This is a genomic window from Alsobacter sp. (genome assembly GCF_059501845.1).
Window position 1 is genome coordinate 658412 of record NZ_JCACDK010000001.1, and the last position, 18005, is coordinate 676416.

General features: G+C 68.2%; 19 protein-coding genes. 11 read left to right on the top strand and 8 right to left on the bottom strand.

The annotated features are described in order from the left end of the window. Positions 1-64: 64 nt before the first annotated feature. Genes AC5JCN_RS03035 through AC5JCN_RS03045 form a run of 3 tightly spaced genes read right to left on the bottom strand, consistent with a single transcriptional unit; the run spans position 65 to position 1948 of the window. A complete protein-coding gene (locus tag AC5JCN_RS03035) occupies positions 65-376 on the bottom strand; it encodes an AzlD domain-containing protein (RefSeq protein ID WP_495753523.1) in 312 nt (103 codons plus the stop codon). Next, the gene (locus AC5JCN_RS03040; RefSeq protein ID WP_495753524.1) at positions 373-1077 is read right to left on the bottom strand and encodes an AzlC family ABC transporter permease; all 705 of its coding nucleotides are present in this window, start codon (positions 1075-1077) and stop codon (positions 373-375) included. Before AC5JCN_RS03040 ends, AC5JCN_RS03035 begins: the two co-directional genes overlap by 4 nt. 13 nt (positions 1078-1090) lie before the next feature. Next, a complete protein-coding gene (locus AC5JCN_RS03045; protein ID WP_495753525.1) occupies positions 1091-1948 on the bottom strand; it encodes an AraC family transcriptional regulator in 858 nt (285 codons plus the stop codon). Between the two features lie 184 nt (positions 1949-2132). Between AC5JCN_RS03045 and AC5JCN_RS03050 the strand changes: the two genes are divergently transcribed. Beyond that, positions 2133-3518 (top strand): class II 3-deoxy-7-phosphoheptulonate synthase, encoded by a 1386-nt coding sequence (locus AC5JCN_RS03050; protein WP_495753526.1) that lies wholly within the window; start codon positions 2133-2135, stop codon positions 3516-3518. 69 nt (positions 3519-3587) lie between these two features. On the opposite strand, the gene AC5JCN_RS03055 is transcribed toward AC5JCN_RS03050, so the two are convergent. Further along, complete coding sequence (locus AC5JCN_RS03055) at positions 3588-4403, bottom strand: outer membrane protein (protein WP_495753527.1); 816 nt, start codon at positions 4401-4403, stop codon at positions 3588-3590. Positions 4404-4604: 201 nt separating this feature from the next. On the opposite strand from AC5JCN_RS03055, the gene gltX reads away from it, so the two are divergent. Further along, positions 4605-5972 (top strand): glutamate--tRNA ligase, encoded by a 1368-nt coding sequence (gene gltX / locus AC5JCN_RS03060; RefSeq protein WP_495753528.1) that lies wholly within the window; start codon positions 4605-4607, stop codon positions 5970-5972. A 9-nt stretch (positions 5973-5981) separates the two neighbouring features. On the opposite strand, the gene AC5JCN_RS03065 is transcribed toward gltX, so the two are convergent. Next, complete coding sequence (locus AC5JCN_RS03065) at positions 5982-7181, bottom strand: DUF2865 domain-containing protein (RefSeq protein ID WP_495753529.1); 1200 nt, start codon at positions 7179-7181, stop codon at positions 5982-5984. Positions 7182-7297: 116 nt separating this feature from the next. Then, positions 7298-8551 carry an EAL domain-containing response regulator gene (locus AC5JCN_RS03070; RefSeq protein WP_495753530.1) on the bottom strand — a complete coding sequence of 418 codons (1254 nt, stop codon included), beginning with the start codon at positions 8549-8551 and terminating at the stop codon, positions 7298-7300. A 281-nt stretch (positions 8552-8832) separates the two neighbouring features. Between AC5JCN_RS03070 and AC5JCN_RS03075 the strand changes: the two genes are divergently transcribed. Further along, positions 8833-9354: a CreA family protein gene (locus tag AC5JCN_RS03075; protein ID WP_495753531.1), complete on the top strand. Its 522-nt coding sequence runs from the start codon at positions 8833-8835 to the stop codon at positions 9352-9354. Positions 9355-9439: 85 nt separating this feature from the next. Here the strand turns inward: AC5JCN_RS03075 and AC5JCN_RS03080 are convergent, their stop codons facing one another. Then, complete coding sequence (locus AC5JCN_RS03080; protein WP_495753532.1) at positions 9440-9745, bottom strand: hypothetical protein; 306 nt, start codon at positions 9743-9745, stop codon at positions 9440-9442. Between the two features lie 350 nt (positions 9746-10095). On the opposite strand from AC5JCN_RS03080, the gene cysS reads away from it, so the two are divergent. The 4 genes from cysS (at position 10096) to pssA (ending at position 14823) form a co-directional block, all read left to right on the top strand. Further along, positions 10096-11517 (top strand): cysteine--tRNA ligase, encoded by a 1422-nt coding sequence (cysS, locus tag AC5JCN_RS03085; protein ID WP_495753533.1) that lies wholly within the window; start codon positions 10096-10098, stop codon positions 11515-11517. Between the two features lie 110 nt (positions 11518-11627). Continuing rightward, positions 11628-13241, top strand: a complete 1614-nt coding sequence (gene cimA, locus AC5JCN_RS03090; protein WP_495753534.1) for a citramalate synthase — start codon at positions 11628-11630, stop codon at positions 13239-13241. A 191-nt stretch (positions 13242-13432) separates the two neighbouring features. After that, positions 13433-13765: a hypothetical protein gene (locus tag AC5JCN_RS03095; protein ID WP_495753535.1), complete on the top strand. Its 333-nt coding sequence runs from the start codon at positions 13433-13435 to the stop codon at positions 13763-13765. A 188-nt stretch (positions 13766-13953) separates the two neighbouring features. Next, entirely contained in the window at positions 13954-14823 is an 870-nt protein-coding gene (pssA, locus tag AC5JCN_RS03100) for a CDP-diacylglycerol--serine O-phosphatidyltransferase (RefSeq protein WP_495753536.1), read from the top strand. Here the strand turns inward: pssA and AC5JCN_RS03105 are convergent. Beyond that, positions 14820-15173 (bottom strand): hypothetical protein, encoded by a 354-nt coding sequence (locus tag AC5JCN_RS03105; RefSeq protein ID WP_495753537.1) that lies wholly within the window; start codon positions 15171-15173, stop codon positions 14820-14822. The genes pssA and AC5JCN_RS03105 overlap by 4 nt on opposite strands. A 212-nt stretch (positions 15174-15385) precedes the next feature. Between AC5JCN_RS03105 and AC5JCN_RS03110 the strand changes: the two genes are divergently transcribed. From AC5JCN_RS03110 to AC5JCN_RS03125, 4 genes are all read left to right on the top strand, one after another. Next, positions 15386-16024 carry a Maf-like protein gene (locus AC5JCN_RS03110; protein WP_495753538.1) on the top strand — a complete coding sequence of 213 codons (639 nt, stop codon included), beginning with the start codon at positions 15386-15388 and terminating at the stop codon, positions 16022-16024. An 83-nt stretch (positions 16025-16107) separates the two neighbouring features. Further along, entirely contained in the window at positions 16108-16329 is a 222-nt protein-coding gene (locus tag AC5JCN_RS03115; RefSeq protein ID WP_495753539.1) for a DNA gyrase inhibitor YacG, read from the top strand. 116 nt (positions 16330-16445) lie between these two features. Next, positions 16446-17648: an O-antigen ligase family protein gene (locus AC5JCN_RS03120; RefSeq protein ID WP_495753540.1), complete on the top strand. Its 1203-nt coding sequence runs from the start codon at positions 16446-16448 to the stop codon at positions 17646-17648. Next, positions 17645-18001: a hypothetical protein gene (locus AC5JCN_RS03125; RefSeq protein ID WP_495753541.1), complete on the top strand. Its 357-nt coding sequence runs from the start codon at positions 17645-17647 to the stop codon at positions 17999-18001. The genes AC5JCN_RS03120 and AC5JCN_RS03125 overlap by 4 nt, the downstream gene beginning before the upstream one ends. Positions 18002-18005 lie beyond the last annotated feature (4 nt).

Sequence of the window (18005 nt, forward strand, 5' to 3'; positions counted from 1 at the left end):
CGCGCGTCTTCAGACGCGCTGTTTCGAACCGGCCGGATGCGGGTCTGAAGACCCGCGCTCCAAGCTAAACCCCGGCCATGCGCAGCAGAACCACGGACACGACGCCGACCGCGACCACTGCCAGCAGCGGCAGGCGAGCCGCGGCGAGGATGGTGACGGCGGCGGCGATGGTCTCCGCCCAGCCGGTCGCCAGCATGACGGGAGCCACCACCGCCACGAGGACGGCCGCGGGGATGGCCTCGAAGGCAGCCTTCGCCCTTCCTTCCAGGGCGACGCGCCCGACCAGGAACACGCCGGCGATGCGTGTGGCATAGGTCACGGCCGCCATTGCGGCGATGGCCAGCGCCGTCATGGGATCGACAGACAGCGCGCTCATGTTCGCACCTCGGCCAGTTCCGCCGGACGGACGTCGGCAAGGTAGGCAGCCGCGATTCCGGCAGTCGCGCCGGCCGCGACATGCCAGGGCGGGCCGAAGAGAAAGTACGTGCCGGCCGACGCGATGGCGCTGGCCACCACCGTGACCGCGGTGGCCCGCCCCTTCCAGAAGCCCGCGACGAGGCCAATGAAAAGGGCCGTGAAGGCGAAGTCCGCGCCGATCCGCCTGGGGTCACCCAGGAAGCTCCCGGCAATCGCACCGGCGGTCGAGGTGACGAGCCAGGCGAGATAGAAGGGCACGATGGCGCCGAAGAAGTAGGACGGGGTGAGGGTGCGCTGCCCCGCCCGCCGCTCGGCCATGGCCCAGTTCTCGTCCGCGAGCACGTAGAAGCCCAGCGCCCTCTGCCACGGCCTCCAGCTTCCCGTCCTCGGCGCAAGTGACGCGCTCATCAGGACGAGCCGGAGATTGATGAGAAGGGTCGAGAAGGCGAGCACGAGGACAGGGGCCGGCGTGCGCCAGATCTCGACGGCCGCGAACTGTGCGCCTCCGGCAAAGACGAAGGCGGACATGAGGGCCGTCTCGGCCACGCTCAGCCCCTTGGCCGAGGCGAGGGCGCCGTAGAGAAGGCCAATGGGGATGCAGGCGATGAGGGCGGGCGCGATGTCGCGCAGCCCGTCGCGGGCTTCCGGCCAGCGGGACATGATTGCGGGACCTTCAGTGCTGGAAGGCCGCCCTGTAGGCTCCCGGGGTCACGCCGTGGCGTGCCTTGAAGGCCCGTGTCAGGTGGCTCTGGTCGAAGAAGCCGACGGCGAAGGCCGCGTCGGCCGGGCTGGTGCCGGCGCGCAGGAGGGCCCTCGCGGCAAGCGTGCGGCGGTTGACGAGATAGGAATGCGGCGTCGTCCCGGTCTCCTTGCGGAAGGCCCGGATCAGGAGATGCCGGGGCAGGCCCGCTGCCCGGGCGAGGTCCTCCAGCGAGAGGCTCTCGTCGTAGCGCGAATCGATCAGTGCCCGTGCCCTCGCCACCGGTCCGGTCTCCCGGCCGAGCGGCCGAAAGGGCAGGTCACCATGCCGGCTGACGAGGAGCGCCATGGCGCGCAGGAGCGTCTCCTCGCCGAGCAGCCGGTCCTCGTCCTGCTCCAGAGCACGGTGCGCCGACAGGAACAGCGCGACGCCCTCGGGGTCGCGGACACACGGCGCCCGGAAGCTCGGCAGGGTTGGCCGACCCGTTGCCTCCAGCGCGGCCTCGGCCATCAGCGCCGGGCCGGGATAGGTCATGCGATAGCTGTATCCGCCCTCGTAGGGCTCGCCGTCATGCATCTCGAGCGGATTCACGAAGGTGAGGTCGTCCGGCCCCACATAGTGGCGTGCACCCCGGCAGACGAAGGTTTCGCACCCTTCGACCACGGTGCCGACAACGTAGGTCTCGTGCGCGTGCGGCGCATAGACATGCGTGCGGAAGGTCGCGCTCAGGCATTCGAGGTCGCCATGCTGAGGCGACACGAAGAACCGCGCCCTCTCGGTGTTTCCGAGCGGGCTCAGGCCGAGTGTCTCTCGCTGGGTGACCACGTTCATGCGCCGGACACTAGCCGAACCGCGGCGACCGTCTTGGAAAAAAGTGACGATGCGATCCAGCCGCAAACGCAACGCTGGTGCGACAGGCTGCGGCGTGGCGCTTTCCTCGGGCACGGCCATTCGTTATAAGGCGCGCCTTGCTGTAAACTGCTCGTCCGCCGTCGCGGGCGAAGGGGAAGAGACCATGAGCGAGCGCTGGACGCCGTCGAGCTGGAGAGACAAGCCCATCCAGCAGGTGCCCGACTACCTTGATCCGTCGGCCCTTGCCGCGGTCGAGGGGCAGCTCGCCGGGTTTCCGCCGCTCGTTTTTGCAGGCGAGGCGCGCAAGCTCAAGCGGACGTTGGGCAAGGTCGCGGCCGGCGAAGCCTTCCTCCTGCAGGGCGGAGACTGCGCGGAATCGTTCGCCGAGCACTCGGCCGACAACATTCGCGACTTCTTTCGCCTGTTCCTGCAGATGGCGGTGGTGCTGACCTTCGCCGGCTCCTCGCCTGTCGTGAAGGTGGGCCGCGTCGCGGGCCAGTTCGCCAAGCCGCGCTCGGGCCCGACCGAGAAGATCGGCGACATCGAGCTGCCGTCCTACCGCGGCGACATCATCAACGGCATCGAGTTCACGCCGGAGGCGCGGATGCCCGATCCGCAGCGCCAGCTGGATGCGTACCGCCAGTCGGCGGCGACGCTGAACCTGCTGCGCGCCTTCGCCACCGGCGGCTATGCCAATCTCGAAAACGCGCATCGCTGGATGCTGGGCTTCGTCAAGGACAGCCCGCAGTCCGGCCGTTACACGGAGTTGGCGGAGCGCATCACCGAGACGCTCGACTTCATGCGCGCGATCGGGCTCGATCCCGAGGCGCATCCGGAGCTGCGCGCGACGGACTTCTACACCTCGCACGAGGCGCTTCTGCTCGGCTACGAGCAGTCGCTCACCCGCGTCGATTCCACGTCGGGTGACTGGTACGCCACTTCCGGCCACATGATCTGGATCGGCGACCGCACGCGCCAGCCCGACCATGCCCATGTCGAGTACTGCCGGGGCATCCGCAACCCGATCGGCCTGAAGTGCGGGCCGTCGCTGAAGCCTGACGAGTTGATCCGGCTCATCGACCTCCTCAACCCGTCGGACGAGCCTGGCCGCCTCACCCTCATCGCGCGCTTCGGCGCCGACAAGGTGGGCGACTACCTGCCCGGGCTGGTGCGTGCGGTGAAGCGCGAGGGCCGCACCGTCGTTTGGTCGTGTGATCCGATGCACGGCAACACGGTGAAGGCGGGGTCCGGCTACAAAACGCGGCCCTTCGACCAGATCGTCGGCGAGGTGCGGGACTTCTTCGCCGTCCACGCGGCGGAAGGGACGCATGCCGGCGGCGTGCACCTGGAGATGACGGGCAAGAACGTCACCGAATGCACGGGCGGCGCCCGGGCCATCTCGGATGCCGACCTGCACGACCGCTACCACACGCATTGCGACCCGCGCCTCAACGCCGAGCAGGCGCTGGAAATCGCGTTCCTCGTCGCCGAACTCCTCAAGAAGGAACGCCTCGCCCGGGGCCGCCCGGCGGTGGAAGCGGCGGAGTAGGCGGTAGCTGGCCTGGAAACCAAAAAGGGCGGCCCCGGTGGCCGCCCTTTTTCGTTGATCCGCTTCGGGTCAGTACTTGATGCCGATGCCGACCCGGCCGATGTGGGCAGAGACGCTGGTGCCCTTGAAGTCGGCCATGCCGATGTACTCGTACTCGGCGCGGGCGAAGACATTGTCGAGGAAGGCGACGTCGACGCCGAGGCCGGCGGAGAAGCCGTAATTCCAGCCGCTGTTGGAGATGTAGGCGGGCGACGGCGAGTACGAGGCGGTCAGGACACCTGCGGTGGTGATGGTGGCATCGCCCTGGTAGGACGTGGCGACCTTTTGGTTGGCCACCACGACGCCGAGCGTCCCGTAGAACAGCACCCGGTCCCACGCCCAGCCGCCGCGCACCCTGAGATCGAGGTAGTCTCCGAGGCGCGAGGTCTGCTCTGCGGACCAGTTCAGGCGGCTGACGACGCCGCCTGCGCTGTTGGTCGCGACCCCCGCATTCGTGGAGTCGCCCTGCATCTTGCTGAACCAGTGATTGTAGCCGAGTTCGACACCAACCACCGCGTCGTCGAATGTGCGGTTATAGCCGACAAAGGCGCCGATCAGCGCCTGGTTGTCGGAGCTCGAATTGTCCACGGACGCCACCGAGGCGAGCCCCGTGAGCCCCACCGGGTTCCAGGTCTGGTTGACGAGGCCCCCGAGATCGTCCTGGTTGGTGAAGTCGGCCGTGCCTGCACCGGCATGGATGCCGCCATAGAGGCCTTCCCAGGAAAAATCGGAATGCGTCGCGTCCTCCAGCGTCGGCACGGGAGGCAGCATGTCGGCCGCCATGGCCGGGCCCATCGGAAGGGCGGCGGACAGCGACAGCACGGCGAGAGCGGCGGAAGCGCGCATGGCTCAAAACCCTTGGAACGCGGCCGCACGCCGGCCGCTTCTGCCCTTCGATAAGTAAAGAAGTAACCCTAACGGGGAGTTAAGCCTGTCATGCTCAATCCGTCCCAAACGTGGGCAGCCGAATGACTTGCATCATGGGCGGTCTACGTCGGGTGCCGGGCCGGCATTGCGAAAGGAGGGGGGCCGCGCGATAGAAGGGCCATGACCCAAGAGAGTCGACCGGCACCGCACGCCGCTCCCGTCCTGCGCTTCGCGCCTTCGCCAACGGGAAAGATCCATATCGGCAATGCCAGGACGGCGGTCCTGAACGCGCTCGTCGCGCGGCGGGAGGGCGGCACCTTCATCCTGCGCTTCGACGATACGGACCAGGCGCGATCGAGGCCCGAGTTCGAGCGGGCCATCGCCGACGATGTCGAGTGGCTGGGCATCGCGCCAGACCTGACCGTACGCCAGTCCGAGCGGCTGACCCTCTACGACGCAGCGGCGGAACGCCTGCGTGCTGCGGGGAGGCTCTACCCCTGCTACGAGACCGAAGAGGAACTGGAGCGCCGCCGCAAGCTGCAGGCCGCGCGCGGTCTTCCACCCGTCTACGACCGAGCCGCCCTGAAGCTGACGGAGCCCGACCGGGCGCGGCTGGAGGCCGAGGGGCGGCGGCCGCACTGGCGCTTCCTGCTCGATCACCGCGCCGTGGCCTGGCACGACCTCGTCCGCGGCGAAAGTCACATCGATTGCGCCTCGCTTTCCGATCCCGTCCTCGTGCGGGCTGACGGAAGCTTCCTCTACACGCTTCCCTCGGTGGTGGACGACCTCGACCTCGGCGTCACCCACGTGGTGCGCGGCGAGGACCACGTCACAAATACGGCCGTTCAGATCCAGATCGCCGAGGCGCTCGGCGGCCCGGTTCCCGCTTTCGGGCACCACAATCTGCTCACCACGGTGGAGGGGGAGGGCCTGTCGAAGCGGCTCGGTCATCTCTCGGTCGGTGCACTGCGCGAGCAGGGCTACGAGTCGCTTGCCGTCGCGGCGCTGGCGGTGCTGGTTGGATCCGCCCATGCCGTGCAGCCCGTGCACGACCTCGCCGAGCTGGCGGGCCTCGTCGACCTCGCCCGCCTGTCACGCGCGCCTGCCCGCTTCGACGAGGCTGAGCTTGCCGGGCTGAACGCGCGCATCCTGCACCAGGCGGAGTTCGCGACGGTCTCTGCGCGGCTGAGCGCGATGGGCGTCGACGGCGGCGAGGAGTTCTGGCTGGCCGTCCGCGGCAACGCCGCCATGCTCAAGGATGCCGCGCTCTGGTGGCGCGTGGTGCAAGGGCCGGTCGAGCCTGTCATCGAGGACCGCGACTTTGTCGCCGCCGCGAAGGATCAGCTTCCGGCCGGAGCGTGGGACCAGACGACGTGGGGGACCTGGACCGAAGCGGTGAAAGCCACGACCGGCCGGAAAGGACGAACCCTCTTCATGCCGCTTCGCCTGGCGCTGACGGGGCTCGAGCACGGCCCGGAACTGCGCGGCCTGCTGCCGCTGATCGGGCGCGACCGTGCGACGGCGCGGCTGTCGGGCATCGCGGCCTGACGCGCCACGTCATTGCGGCACGATGTCCGGCCCGAGCGTCGGCGCGACGATGCGAACCGACTTCTTCGACCCGTCGGGTTGCACGACCTGCCGGGTCTCGCCTTCTCCGACCCGCAGCGTCGCCGGACCCTTGGCGCCCCCGCCTATGCCGGACGACTGGTTTCCCGCCGTCGGCGCCGCGGCCGCTGCGGCAGCCTGCGCTGCGCTCTCATTGGGAGCGGCGGCCTGCGCTGCGGCAGCCTGCTTGCCCTTCTGCGGCTTGGCCGGCTTCGGCTTCGGTGGGTCGAGAGGTCTGGCCATCTCGGCCGACTTCTCCTCGGTGACCATCATGTCGTCGCCGCGCTCGCCGATCAGGCGCTCGGCTTCCCCCAGAGCTTCCACCCAGGTCTGGCCGTCACGGCGGCAGGTGCAGGACTGGTCGACAGCCTTCCTGTAGCGGTACGCATTGGGCAGCGAGGCGTATGCGGTTCCGTCATAGGCAGAGACCGAGGCATCCGCCTCTCGCCCGAGCGGCTGCAGGAACAACTCGACTTCCGCATTGGGGCACGATGCCTGGCACAGGGCCGTGTCCTCCTCGATCCGCGCGCGATTCGAGACCTGCGAGATCGGGAAGTAGTAGCCGTCGCACTTGCGAACGCAGATCGTCTTGAACGTCGCGCCGACGCCCTCCGGCCCGACGGGCTCCTCGACGGGCGCAGGTTCCTCCTCGACGGGCGGCGGATCGTCGGCCGCGCCACCAAAGAGCCGTTCGAGGAGACCGGGCTGACGTGTGGCACTGCGCTGCGCGGGGGCCGTGTCCACGGCGGAGCAGTTGGATTCGTAGGCGGCAACGAGCGAGGCGCGCTGCGCGTCGAGGCCCGGCCCGCCGCCGCGCTGTGCCTGCGCATCGAGCTCGGCCAGAGCCGCTTCCATGCGGTTGATCCGCGCTTCCAGCGCCGCGCATTCCGGTGGGGGCGGATCGCCGAAGATCAGGAAGACCTGCCGGCCGCAGCCCAGCGCGCGGCTCCGCGCAGCCGCACGGTCGAGTTCGCCCCGCTGCCGGGCGATCTGGTCGTTGACGGCGCGATTGCGCCCTGCATTCGCGTACCTGTCGAGTGACGCGATATCGGCGCGCAGGCGTTCGCAATAGGACGACTGCGCGAGAGCCTGTCCTGCACCGGCGCAGAATGCGGCGACGGCGAGCAGGACACGCCAGCGAACTGGGATCATGAAACCTTGGCTCCGGCCGGGCTCGTGCCGGGCTGGCCCGGCGACTCACCCGGACACCGATCCTTCGTCGGCAATGTCGACCAAACTATGGAGCCCGGCGCGCGTGCGCCAGCGGCTCAGCCCTGTGCGTCGAGCTTTTCCAAAAGCTTCTCCATCGGCACGGCGCGCGAGAAGAGATAGCCCTGGGCTTCGTCGCACTGGGCCTGGCGGAGCATGTCGGCAACCGAAGCCGTTTCGATGCCCTCGGCGACGGCCTTCATGCCAAACTCGCGGGCCAGCGACAGGCTGGCGCGGACGATCTTCCACGCAAAGGGATCGGTGTCGCAGGCCTGGACGAAGGAGCGGTCGATCTTGAGCTCGCTGAACGGCATGCGCAGCAGCGACGCCAGCGAGGAATAGCCCGTCCCGAAATCGTCGAGCGAGATCTGCACGCCCTTGATGCGCAACCGCGTCAGCACGTCGCCGCTCGCAACCGCGTCCGACATCGCGGTCGTCTCGGTGACCTCGATGGTCAGCGAGCCCGGCGGCACGCCGACCCGGGCAATCTCGTCCTCGATGAAGTCCGGCAGGTCGAGGTCGCCCAGCGCATGGGCTGGCACGTTCACGGCGAGGCCGATCTCATGGCCGGCGGCGCGCCAGCGGGCGAGGTCGCTCAGCGAGTTGCGGAGCATCGTCGTGGTCAGCTCGAAGGCCAGGTTCCAGCGGTCGGCGAGCTCGACGAAGACGATGGGCGGCACGTCCCCGTGCAGGGAACTGCTCCAGCGCGCCAGCGCTTCGACGCCGGCGATGCGGCCCGTCCGCAGGTTCACTTTCGGCTGGTAAAACGGCCTGACCTCGCCGATCGCGAGTGCCGTGCGCAGGTGCTCCGGCTTGATCTCGGAGCTCGCGGCGTATGGCTTGTCGGAAATCTCCGTCGTTCCGACCTTTTGAGACAGGGCGGCCCTGAGGTCGGCCACGTTCAGCGGCTTGCGCAGTTCGCCCAGCGCAGCGAGGCCGAGCGACTGACCGAAGCGCATCGCGGCATCGCGGATGCGGCTGTCGAAGCCGGAGATCACGAGGATGGCCGGGCGCTGGCCCGAACTGGCGATGCGGCGGATCACCTCGACGCCGTCCTGGGTGCCCAGCGAGAGGTCGACCACGACGCGGCAGTAGGTCTGTTCGGCGAGGCGCTGAACGGCCTCCTCGACCGAGGCGGCCTCGTCCACGACGTAGCCGACCCGGCGGCCGACCTCACCGACCAGCAGGCGCTGGATGCGGTCGTCGTCGACGACGAGAAGGCGCAGGCCCTCCGCGATGTCGCCGGAATTTCGCGCACCTCCGCCCGGCATCGCGGCTGCGCCGTCGCGGAAGACAGGGGATGTGCTGGCCATGGTTGGCGTCCGGTCCGCTCTCGGTTCAGGCCGCTTCCCGTTCTGGGTTACGGTCGGGATGACGTCTCGGCTCGCGGCGGCGGTCACATGGGAAACCGTCGGTAAGCCTCTCCTGACGCAATTGTCATGTGCAAACGTTCGCCGCTGCTTAACCGAATTGTCGAAATCGAGCGTTTCGCAAACAAACGTTGAATCCGGCAACCCGGAGTGGTGGATCCCGCCCGGAACACTGGCGATGGCAGGCGGCCAGTACCATATGCGCTCGCGTCAGGAGGACTTCCATGCGTCTTGCATCCCGAATCGTTGCCCCGGCCCTCGCCGTCGCCTTCGCCATGTTCGCCGCGGCGCCGTCGCTCGCGCAGGATGCCGAGGTGATCTTCAAGAAGTCGACGGTGTGGAAGATGCTCACGCCGGACGACAAGCTCGTCACCTACGTCGTGGACGATCCCGACGTCGATGGCGTGTCGTGCTTCTTCACCGCTCCCGAGCGGGGCGGGGTGAAGGGCATGATCGGCGTTGCCGAGGAGGTGTCGGACGTGTCGCTGGCCTGCCGCCAGACCGGGCCGATCAAGATCAAGAGCAAGTTCGAGCAGGGAGCCGTCGCGTTCCGCCAGTCGCGCTCGCTTTTCTTCAAGAAGATGCAGATCGTGCGCGGCTGCGACGCCAAGCGCAACGTGCTGGTCTACCTCGCCTACTCCGACAAAATCATCGACGGATCGCCCAAGAACTCGACGTCGGCCGTGCCGATCATGCCCTGGGGAGCGACGAACGACGCTCCGCGCTGCGGGGAATTTCTCGAGTAGGGGTAATTTCCGAACTCGCTCGGGCCGTTGTCACCGGCCGATGCAGACCGGCGGACCTCGCGTCGCGCCGGTCAGGTGTTTCCGCTCACTCGTGGCAGGTGACAACGTAAGCCTGGGCCGGGTGCTGCGGCTGGGCAGCCTGCGTCACACGAACCGTACCGGTGACGTCCGTCGCATCGGCGGGGCCGAAGGACTCGGCCTTGCCGAGGCCCTGTGCCTCGCACCAGGCATCCGCGACCAGCCGGCCGCAGGGGGCACCCGTCGCAAGGCACTCGCCCAGCCCGTAGCCGTCATTGGCCGGGATGACGAAGGAGCGGCCGGTCTCCGCTGCGGCGGCAGCGGTGACGCATCCGGCGGCGACGATGGCGGAGGCGAGGAGACGACGAAACATGGCTTTTCCGGTCCGGGAGAGGTCGGGCGACTTTTTGGCTCAATCCGTAACGAACGGGTTAAAGATTCAGCAGGCACGCAGCGGTGTGCCGGCGCACGTGGCGTTCGTGCAACGCCCGGCACCGGTACCCTGCTCAAACGTCGTTGCCTCCCAGGAGATCCAACGTTCCGCGGCGGACGGTGAACCGCGTCTTGACGCGTCACCCCTGCTGTGCGCACGGTCTTGCCCATGACGACCCCGCGCCTTCCACTTTTCGGAAGCATTATCGGCTAGCGTTGCTGCTGGCTGGAGCCGTCGTTTCCTGACATACGGAGCGGTATCCCCGGCCAGAGGCCAAGGTGGACGCCCGCATGGAACTGAAGCTCTACAACACGCTGACCCGCCGCAAGGAGACGTTCGAGCCGCTCGATCCGGCCCGGGTGCGGATGTATGTCTGTGGACCGACGGTCTACGACTACGCGCATATCGGCAATGCCAGGCCGGTGATCGTGTTCGACGTGCTGAACCGTCTTCTCCGGCACGTCTACGGGGCCGGGAACGTGCGCTACGTCCGCAACATCACGGACGTCGACGACAAGATCAACGACCGCGCTGCCCGCGATTTTCCGGACCTGCCTCCGGACGAGGGCATCCGGCGCGTGACGGAGGCTACCGCCGCGCAATTCCACTCCGACGTGGCCGCGCTGGGTTGCCTTCCGCCCGACGTCGAGCCGCGCGCCACCGAGCACGTCGCCGAAATGAAGGTGATCATCGAGCGCCTCGTCGCCTCCGGCTTCGCCTATGTGGCAGAAGGGCACGTGCTGTTCTCGCCCGCGGCCATGGATGCGGCCAATGGCGTTCTTCCGCGCTACGGCGCGCTCGCCAACCGCTCCCTGGACGAGATGATCGCGGGGGCCCGCGTCGACGTTGCTCCCTACAAGAGGGATGCGACCGACTTCGTGCTGTGGAAGCCGTCGAAACCCGGCGAGCCCGGCTGGCCGTCTCCCTGTGGCATTGCCGAGGCCGGGCGGCCCGGCTGGCACATCGAGTGCTCGGCCATGAGCTGGAAGCACCTCGGAGAGACATTCGACGTCCATGGCGGCGGCATCGACCTCGTGTTTCCCCATCACGAGAACGAGCTGGCCCAGTCGACTTGCGCCTTCGGGAAACCGGTGATGGCACAGGTCTGGATGCACAACGGCTTCCTGCAGGTGGAAGGCGAGAAGATGTCGAAGAGCCTCGGCAACTTCGTCACCATCCACGAGCTCCTGGCGACGGGGAAGATGGGCGGCCGTGCATGGCATGGCGACGTGCTGCGCCTCGCCATGCTGCGCACCCACTACCGGCAGCCGATCGACTTCACCGCCCGTGCGCTGGAGGAGGCCGAGACGACACTCCTCGCCTGGCGCGCGACGGGGGAGGGGGCAGGGGCGGCTCCGGACGGTCAGGTTCTGGCGGCGCTCGCGGACGACCTCAACACGGCCGCCGCCATCACCCGTCTGCACAGGGTCGAGGATGCCGCCGTGCGCGCCGCGACGCTCGACTTCCTCGGCTTCCGGGCCACGGCGGACGAAATCGCCCGGCATGACGCGACGGCACGGGGCGTCGATACTGCGGTGGACACGGCCAGGGTCGAGGCTTTGATCGCCGAGCGCATTGCCGCCCGCAAGGCCAAGAACTTCTCCGAGTCCGACCGCATACGCGACGAACTCGTCGCCATGGGGATCCAACTGATGGACGGCAAGGATCCCGCCACGGGCGAGCTCGTCACGGCGTGGGACGTGAAGAGATGACGAGCTTCCACCGTCCCTTCGTTCTCGCTGGTGCGGGCGCGAGCCGCCGTAGCGCGTCAAGGCCAGCCCTTCGTCTCCACGGCCTCGCCTGAAAGGCCCCGGGTTCCACCATGTCCGCCGCACCCTATGACGCCCGCGAGCGCATCTATCTTTTCGACACAACCCTGCGGGATGGGGCGCAGACGACGGGTGTCGATTTTTCGCTCGACGACAAGCTGCACATTGCCGGGCTGCTGGACAGGCTGGGCATCGACTATGTCGAGGGCGGGTATCCCGGCGCCAATCCGCTCGACACCGAGCTGTTCGGCAGCCGGCGTACGCGGTCTGCGATCTTCACCGCCTTCGGGATGACGAAGCGGGCCGGGCGCTCCGCCGCCAACGACCCCGGTATCGCGTCGCTCCTCGACGCCAGTGCGGACGCAATCTGCTTCGTCGCCAAGTCGTGGGACTACCATGTCCGTGTCGCGCTCGGAGTGACGCTGGAAGAGAACCTCCAGGGTATTCGCGAAAGCGTTACCCTCGCCCGCGAAGCCGGGCGGGAGGTGCTGCTGGACTGCGAGCATTTCTTCGACGGCTACAGGGCCAATCCCGACTACGCGCTCGCGTGCGCCCTGGCCGCCTTCGAGCAGGGCGCGCGCTGGATCGTCCTCTGCGACACCAATGGCGGCACGCTCCCGCACGAGGTCGAGCGCATCGTCGGTGAGGTCACAAAACGCATCCCGGGAGACCGGCTCGGGATCCACGCTCATGACGACACCGGGCAGGCGGTCGCGAACTCGCTCGCGGCGGTCCGGGCCGGCGCCCGGCAGATCCAGGGAACGCTGAACGGGCTCGGCGAGCGTTGCGGCAACGCCAACCTGGTGACGCTGATCCCGACTCTGATGCTCAAGCCGGACTATGCCTCGCGATACGCCATCGGGGTAGATGCCGCCGGGCTGGAGTCGCTCACCGCTGTGTCCCGGGCCCTCGACGAGTTGCTCAATCGCGCGCCGAACCGCCATGCGCCCTATGTCGGCGCGTCCGCCTTCGCAACCAAGGCCGGCATCCATGCCAGCGCGGTGCTCAAGGATCCCCGCACCTATGAGCACGTGCCGCCCGACACCGTCGGTAACCGGCGGCTCGTCCTGGTGTCGGACCAGGGTGGCCGCTCGAACGTGCTGGCGGAGCTGGAAAGGCTCGGCATCGACGTCCAGCGCGACGATCCGCGTGTCGCCCGCCTCCTCGACGAGATCAAGGACCGCGAGGCGATGGGCTACGCCTATGAGGGGGCCGACGCGTCGTTCTTCCTGCTCGCCAAGCGCGTGCTGGGACAGGTTCCGGAGTTCTTTTCGGTCGAGCGCTTCAAGGTCAATGTCGAGCGTCGCTACAACGCGGCGGGCGAACTGGTGACCGTCGCCGAGGCGATTGCCAAGGTGAAGGTCGGCAACGAGGTGCTGATCTCGGCGGCCGAAGGCAACGGCCCGGTGAATGCGCTGGACCTCGCTTTGCGCAAGGACCTCGGCAAGTACCAGCGCTACATCACCAACCTCGTGCTGCTGGACTACAAGGTCCGCATCTTCCAGGGCGGATCGGACGCCGTGACCCGCGTGCTCATCGAGAGTGGCGACGGCACCGGCGACCGCTGGACCACCGTTGGCGTGTCGGCCAACATCATCGATGCGTCTTTCCAGGCGCTGATCGACTCGATCACCTACCGCCTCGTCATGTCCGGCGCGGAACCCTGAGCGCTGAACAGCACGTTTTCAGGCGCGCTGTCTTTCATTTTTCTAGAGAAGCGGGTCTGGAGACCCTCGCTCCTTCTCCAAGAAAATGGCGGGCCTCAGATCCCGCGCGCCGTCCGTTCAAATCGGAACGATCCCCTGTTGCCGACGTTGGGCCTCCCACACACCGGGACCATTACGGACAGGAGGACCCCATGACCTTTGACCCCGCCGATCCGAACCGCCGCACGACCACGACCGGCACGACTGACCCCTATGTCGGCACCACGGCGACCACAGAGGCGGACCGCATCCGGACCACCGCGCCCCGCTCGCGCAACACCGGAATGATCGGCGCGATCGTCGGTGTTCTCGCGGTCGTGGCCGTCGTGTTCTTCGTCTGGCGCGGCGTCGACAAACCCGGCACCCCCGACACCGGGACAGCGACTTCCGCCAACCAGGGCGCCACGAACGCGCCGGCCGCGCCGGCTCCTGCAGCGCCGGCAGCGCCCGCGACCCCGTCGACAACGGGCTCCACGCAGCCCTGATCGGTCCTTCCCAGCGCATCGGACGGCCGGCCTCGCGCCGGCCGTTTTGCGTGGTGGGACAAGCGGTTCAGCAGTTCTTCACAACGCGCGTGTAAGCGTGCCGGTCTGGGCCGTGCGCCGCCGTGGCCGGCCTCTCCCTTGTGAGGCTTCGGCGCAGCTTCTATGCTCCCGCCGCCAAACGGACCGAGATGACCGACCTTTTTCCGCCTTTTGATCCCGGAGACGAACCGCGCCGCCGCCGCTTCAAGGGCGTTCCCCTTCGCGTGCTGCTGCCGAACCTCGTGACGCTCCTGTCGCTGTGCGCCGGCCTCACGGCGATGCGCCTGGCCATCGAAGGCGGCAGCGAGAAGCTCGACCGCGCCGTGCTCTTCATCCTGGCTGCGGCCGTGCTGGATGGCCTCGACGGACGGCTCGCGCGGCTCCTCAAGGGCACGTCGCGCTTCGGAGCGGAGCTCGACTCGCTTGCCGACTTCGTCAGCTTCGGCGTGGCGCCGGCGATGGTGCTCTACATTTTCGGGCTGCACGAGATCACCTCGATTGGCTGGATCGTGGCGCTGGTCTTCGCCATGGCCTGCGCGCTTCGCCTCGCCCGCTTCAACGTCATGCTGGACGATCCATCGCGGCCGGACTGGCAGAAGAATTTCTTCACAGGCATTCCCGCGCCGGCTGGGGCGCTCACGGTACTTCTGCCCGTCTACCTCCACCTCGTCGGCCTGCCCATTCCCGCCGGAGCGTCGGTCCTCGAGGCGGTGTACGTGCTGTTCGTCGCCTTCATGATGGTGAGCCGCATACCGACCTATGCCGGGAAGACGCTGGGCAGCCGGGTGCCGCGCGAATGGGTGATCCCGCTGCTGCTTGCGGTGGCGCTCTTCGTGGCACTGCTGCTCAGCTACACTTTCCAGGTGCTGCTCGCGATCACACTCGTCTATCTCGCACTCATCCCGTGGGGCGTGAGCCGCTACCGTTCCCTGGAGCGGGCCGATGCATCGCGGTCGCGCAGCACTCCGGCCATCGAGGAAAAGCCGGCGAAACCATCTCCCTCCGGCGAGGCCGGCTAGCGGCCGGACAGCCTCTTCGCATTGGCCCGCACGCGCCGGTGGGCGGGCCGGATCGCCGCTTCGGCAATGTCCACGAAGCCGTGTGCGAGCGCGGTGGGGCCGCGAACGCCGCCGAACGCCATCTGCACCCACAGCGACCACATCGCCATCTGCGCCGCCATAACGCCCTCGGCGGCGGCCTCCATCTTCTCCGTCACCATGCGCAGGCTTTCGTCGGGGCGGCCTGAGCGGGTGCCCGCGACGTGACCCGCGATGATGGGAGCCCGGGCGGCGATCGTCACCGCTGCTGCGACGGAGGCCTCGAAGGCGGCGAAGGACGCGCCAAAGGCGCGAGATTGCAGGCTCTGCATTGAGACTCCGGTGGTTTGGCCCGAAAAGTGTCCACTGATCAGTGGACGAGCCCGGCATCAGGAATATGGCCGCGGCTGGATGGTGTCGAGCTTTTCCGGCCGCGCCGGTTCACAAGCCCCTGCGATTCGACTACGGTCCGCGCGCTCCGGCCGGGTGGTGGCCTCCCGCGGCCCTCCGCACAGGCGGAGCCGGAGCTTTCGGAGAGCGTCACGTGGGAGTCGAGGGCAAGGACTGGCGCGCCAAGGTTGTGCTCGCCTCCGCGTCGCCGCGGCGGCTGGCGCTGCTGCAGCAGATCGGCATCGAGCCCGACGCCATGCTGCCGAGCGACATCGACGAGCAGCCTCTCAAGAGCGAGCGGCCCAAGGCGCTTGCACGGCGGCTGGCGCGCGAGAAGGCCGAGCGGGCCCTGCAGGTCCTGAAGACGCGTCCGGAACTCGCCGGCGCCTTCATCGTCGCCGCCGACACGGTGGTGGCCCGCGGCAACCGCATCCTGCCCAAGCCCGAGCATGTCGACGAGGCCGCGCAATGCCTGCGCCTGCTTTCGGGCCGCGGCCACCGGGTCTATTCGGGCCTTTGCGTCGTGACGCCGAAGGAAGGGTTCCGGGAGCGCCTCGTCGAGACCCGGGTCGCTTTCAAGCATCTCTCCCGCAGCGACATCGAGGCGTACCTCGCCTCGGGCGAGTGGCGCGGCAAGGCTGGTGGCTACGCCATCCAGGGTAGGGCCGGCGCCTTCGTCACCAAGCTCGTCGGGTCGCATTCCAGCGTGGTGGGCCTGCCGCTCTATGAAACGCTCTCGGTGCTGGGCGGTGAGGGCTATCCCGTGCACCTCTCCTGGCTGAATGCGGTGTAGCTGGTCTGCACGGCACGCCGGGCGGCGCGCTTGCCTGCGGCCCGGTGCCGCCCGATATGCCGCTGCCTGCAAGGACAGGGCCGATGAAGAACGACAAGACCATACCGCAGGCGGCAAACGACGCCGTCCCCGTGATGTCGGGCGAGTGCCCGATGTGCGGGAAGCCCGTGCAACTGCAATACCGCCCATTCTGCTCGAAGCGATGTGCCGACCTCGACCTGTCGCGCTGGCTGAACGGCGTCTACGCCGTGCCGGTGGCGGCGGTGGACGACGATGAAGACGAGCGGCCCGAACTGGGGTCCTGAGCGGCCGTGCCACGCAAAAAAGCTGTCGCCCTTGCCCAGCGCCTAGCTGCGGTTGTATCGACCTGACCGCTGGCGCGGGCCACCCCGTTGCGGCGCGGACGGGACGGAGCGCAGCGATGAACATGTCGGCCTGGTACGGGCGCGAGCGCCCCGGGGTCGTGCTGGCCGGCCTCGTCGTGCTCTGCGCGGCCATGCCCGTCGCCGTGCTCAGCTACCGCGCCGTGCCGCTGACGGCCGGCGTCGGCATGCTGCTGATGGCGCTCGGGGCAGGGCGGCCGGCCTCCGGCGGAAACCGCTTCGACGGGCTTCTCGCCGCATTGCTGGCGGCACTGTTGCTGCTGGGCGCCGTGTCTCTCTCTTGGACGCTGGACTTCCGGTCGGGGTTGCGCGTCTTCGGCTTCGAAGTGCTGCTGTTCGTGGCGCTGGCCTGCTTTGCCTGGTGGGCAGGGCCAAGGGTCGAAGCCGGCCGCGCGGCCGCCGTCATGGCCGGCATGCTGGCACTCGGCGCCGTGCTGCTGATCGTGGAAACGCGCATGGGCATGCCCCTGCGCCGGCTGATCGGCTCGCGCGAATGGGCCTCGAAGATCAACCAGGCCGCCGTCATTCTCTCGCTGTGGGTCTGGCCTGTGTTGGCTTTGCTGATGGGGCGCCGGGCGCGCCTGGCGGCGGGCGGGCTGTTCGTCGTCGTGCTCGCTGCCGTGATGGTGAGCGAGAGCGAGTCGGCCAAGCTCGGCTTGCTGCTCGGCATTGTCGCCGCGCTCGTCTGGGCGCTGCCCTGGAAGGGCAGGGCGGCCGTGCTGGCGCTGGCGCTGGTGGCCGCCATGGCCTTTCAGCCGCTGATGGCAGATGTCGTCGCGCGGCTGCTCACCGGCCCGGTCGAGCACGCCCTCAAGGGCGCGCATATGGAGGAGCGGCTGGTCATCTGGCAGGCCTTCACCGAGGCGGCGGCGATGAAGCCGGTGCTCGGCTGGGGCTTCAACGCCTCCGGCTGGATCGGGCGCGGCGAGCGGCTGGACCTGTTCGCCGAAGCGCTGAGGCCCGGCATCGTCGACAGCCATCCCCACGACATGCTGCTGCAGGTTTGGGTCGAGCTCGGCGCCATAGGTGCCCTGCTGATGGCCGCCTTCCTGGCCCGCGCCGGATGGCTGGCCGCGGGGCTGAAACCCTGGCTCTCCCCCTACGTCGCCGCCGCGCTGGTGACCGGGATCATCATTGCCATGGTCGGCTATGGCGCGTGGCAGGCCTGGTGGGTGGCGGGGCTTGCGGGCTTCGTGACGCTGGCTCGGGTGGTAGAGCGCATGCTAGTCTTGGAACAATGACGACCGGCGACATCGTTTCAGATACCGAATTCAGAGAAGCGCCTTTTGAAATGGCGAACCTGCGTCCCGAGCGGACCGGGCTGCCCTTCATTGTCTGGATTTCCCAGCGTGGCGGTGCCCAGCACGATATTCGCATCAAGCTGTCGCGCACGCCGAAGGCGGGCCCCGACTGGGTCACCATCGCCCTCAGGCCGACAGTGGAGGATCTGAGCGGAACCTTGTCCAGGGCGGAACTGGTCCAGGTGCGGAAGTGGGTTCTCCTCAACCTCGCCGTTCTCGTCGACCATTGGGACGGCCGCATCCCTTACACAGAGGATGTGCTCGCGAAGATCCGGCCTCTTCCGGAAGCCTGAGCCT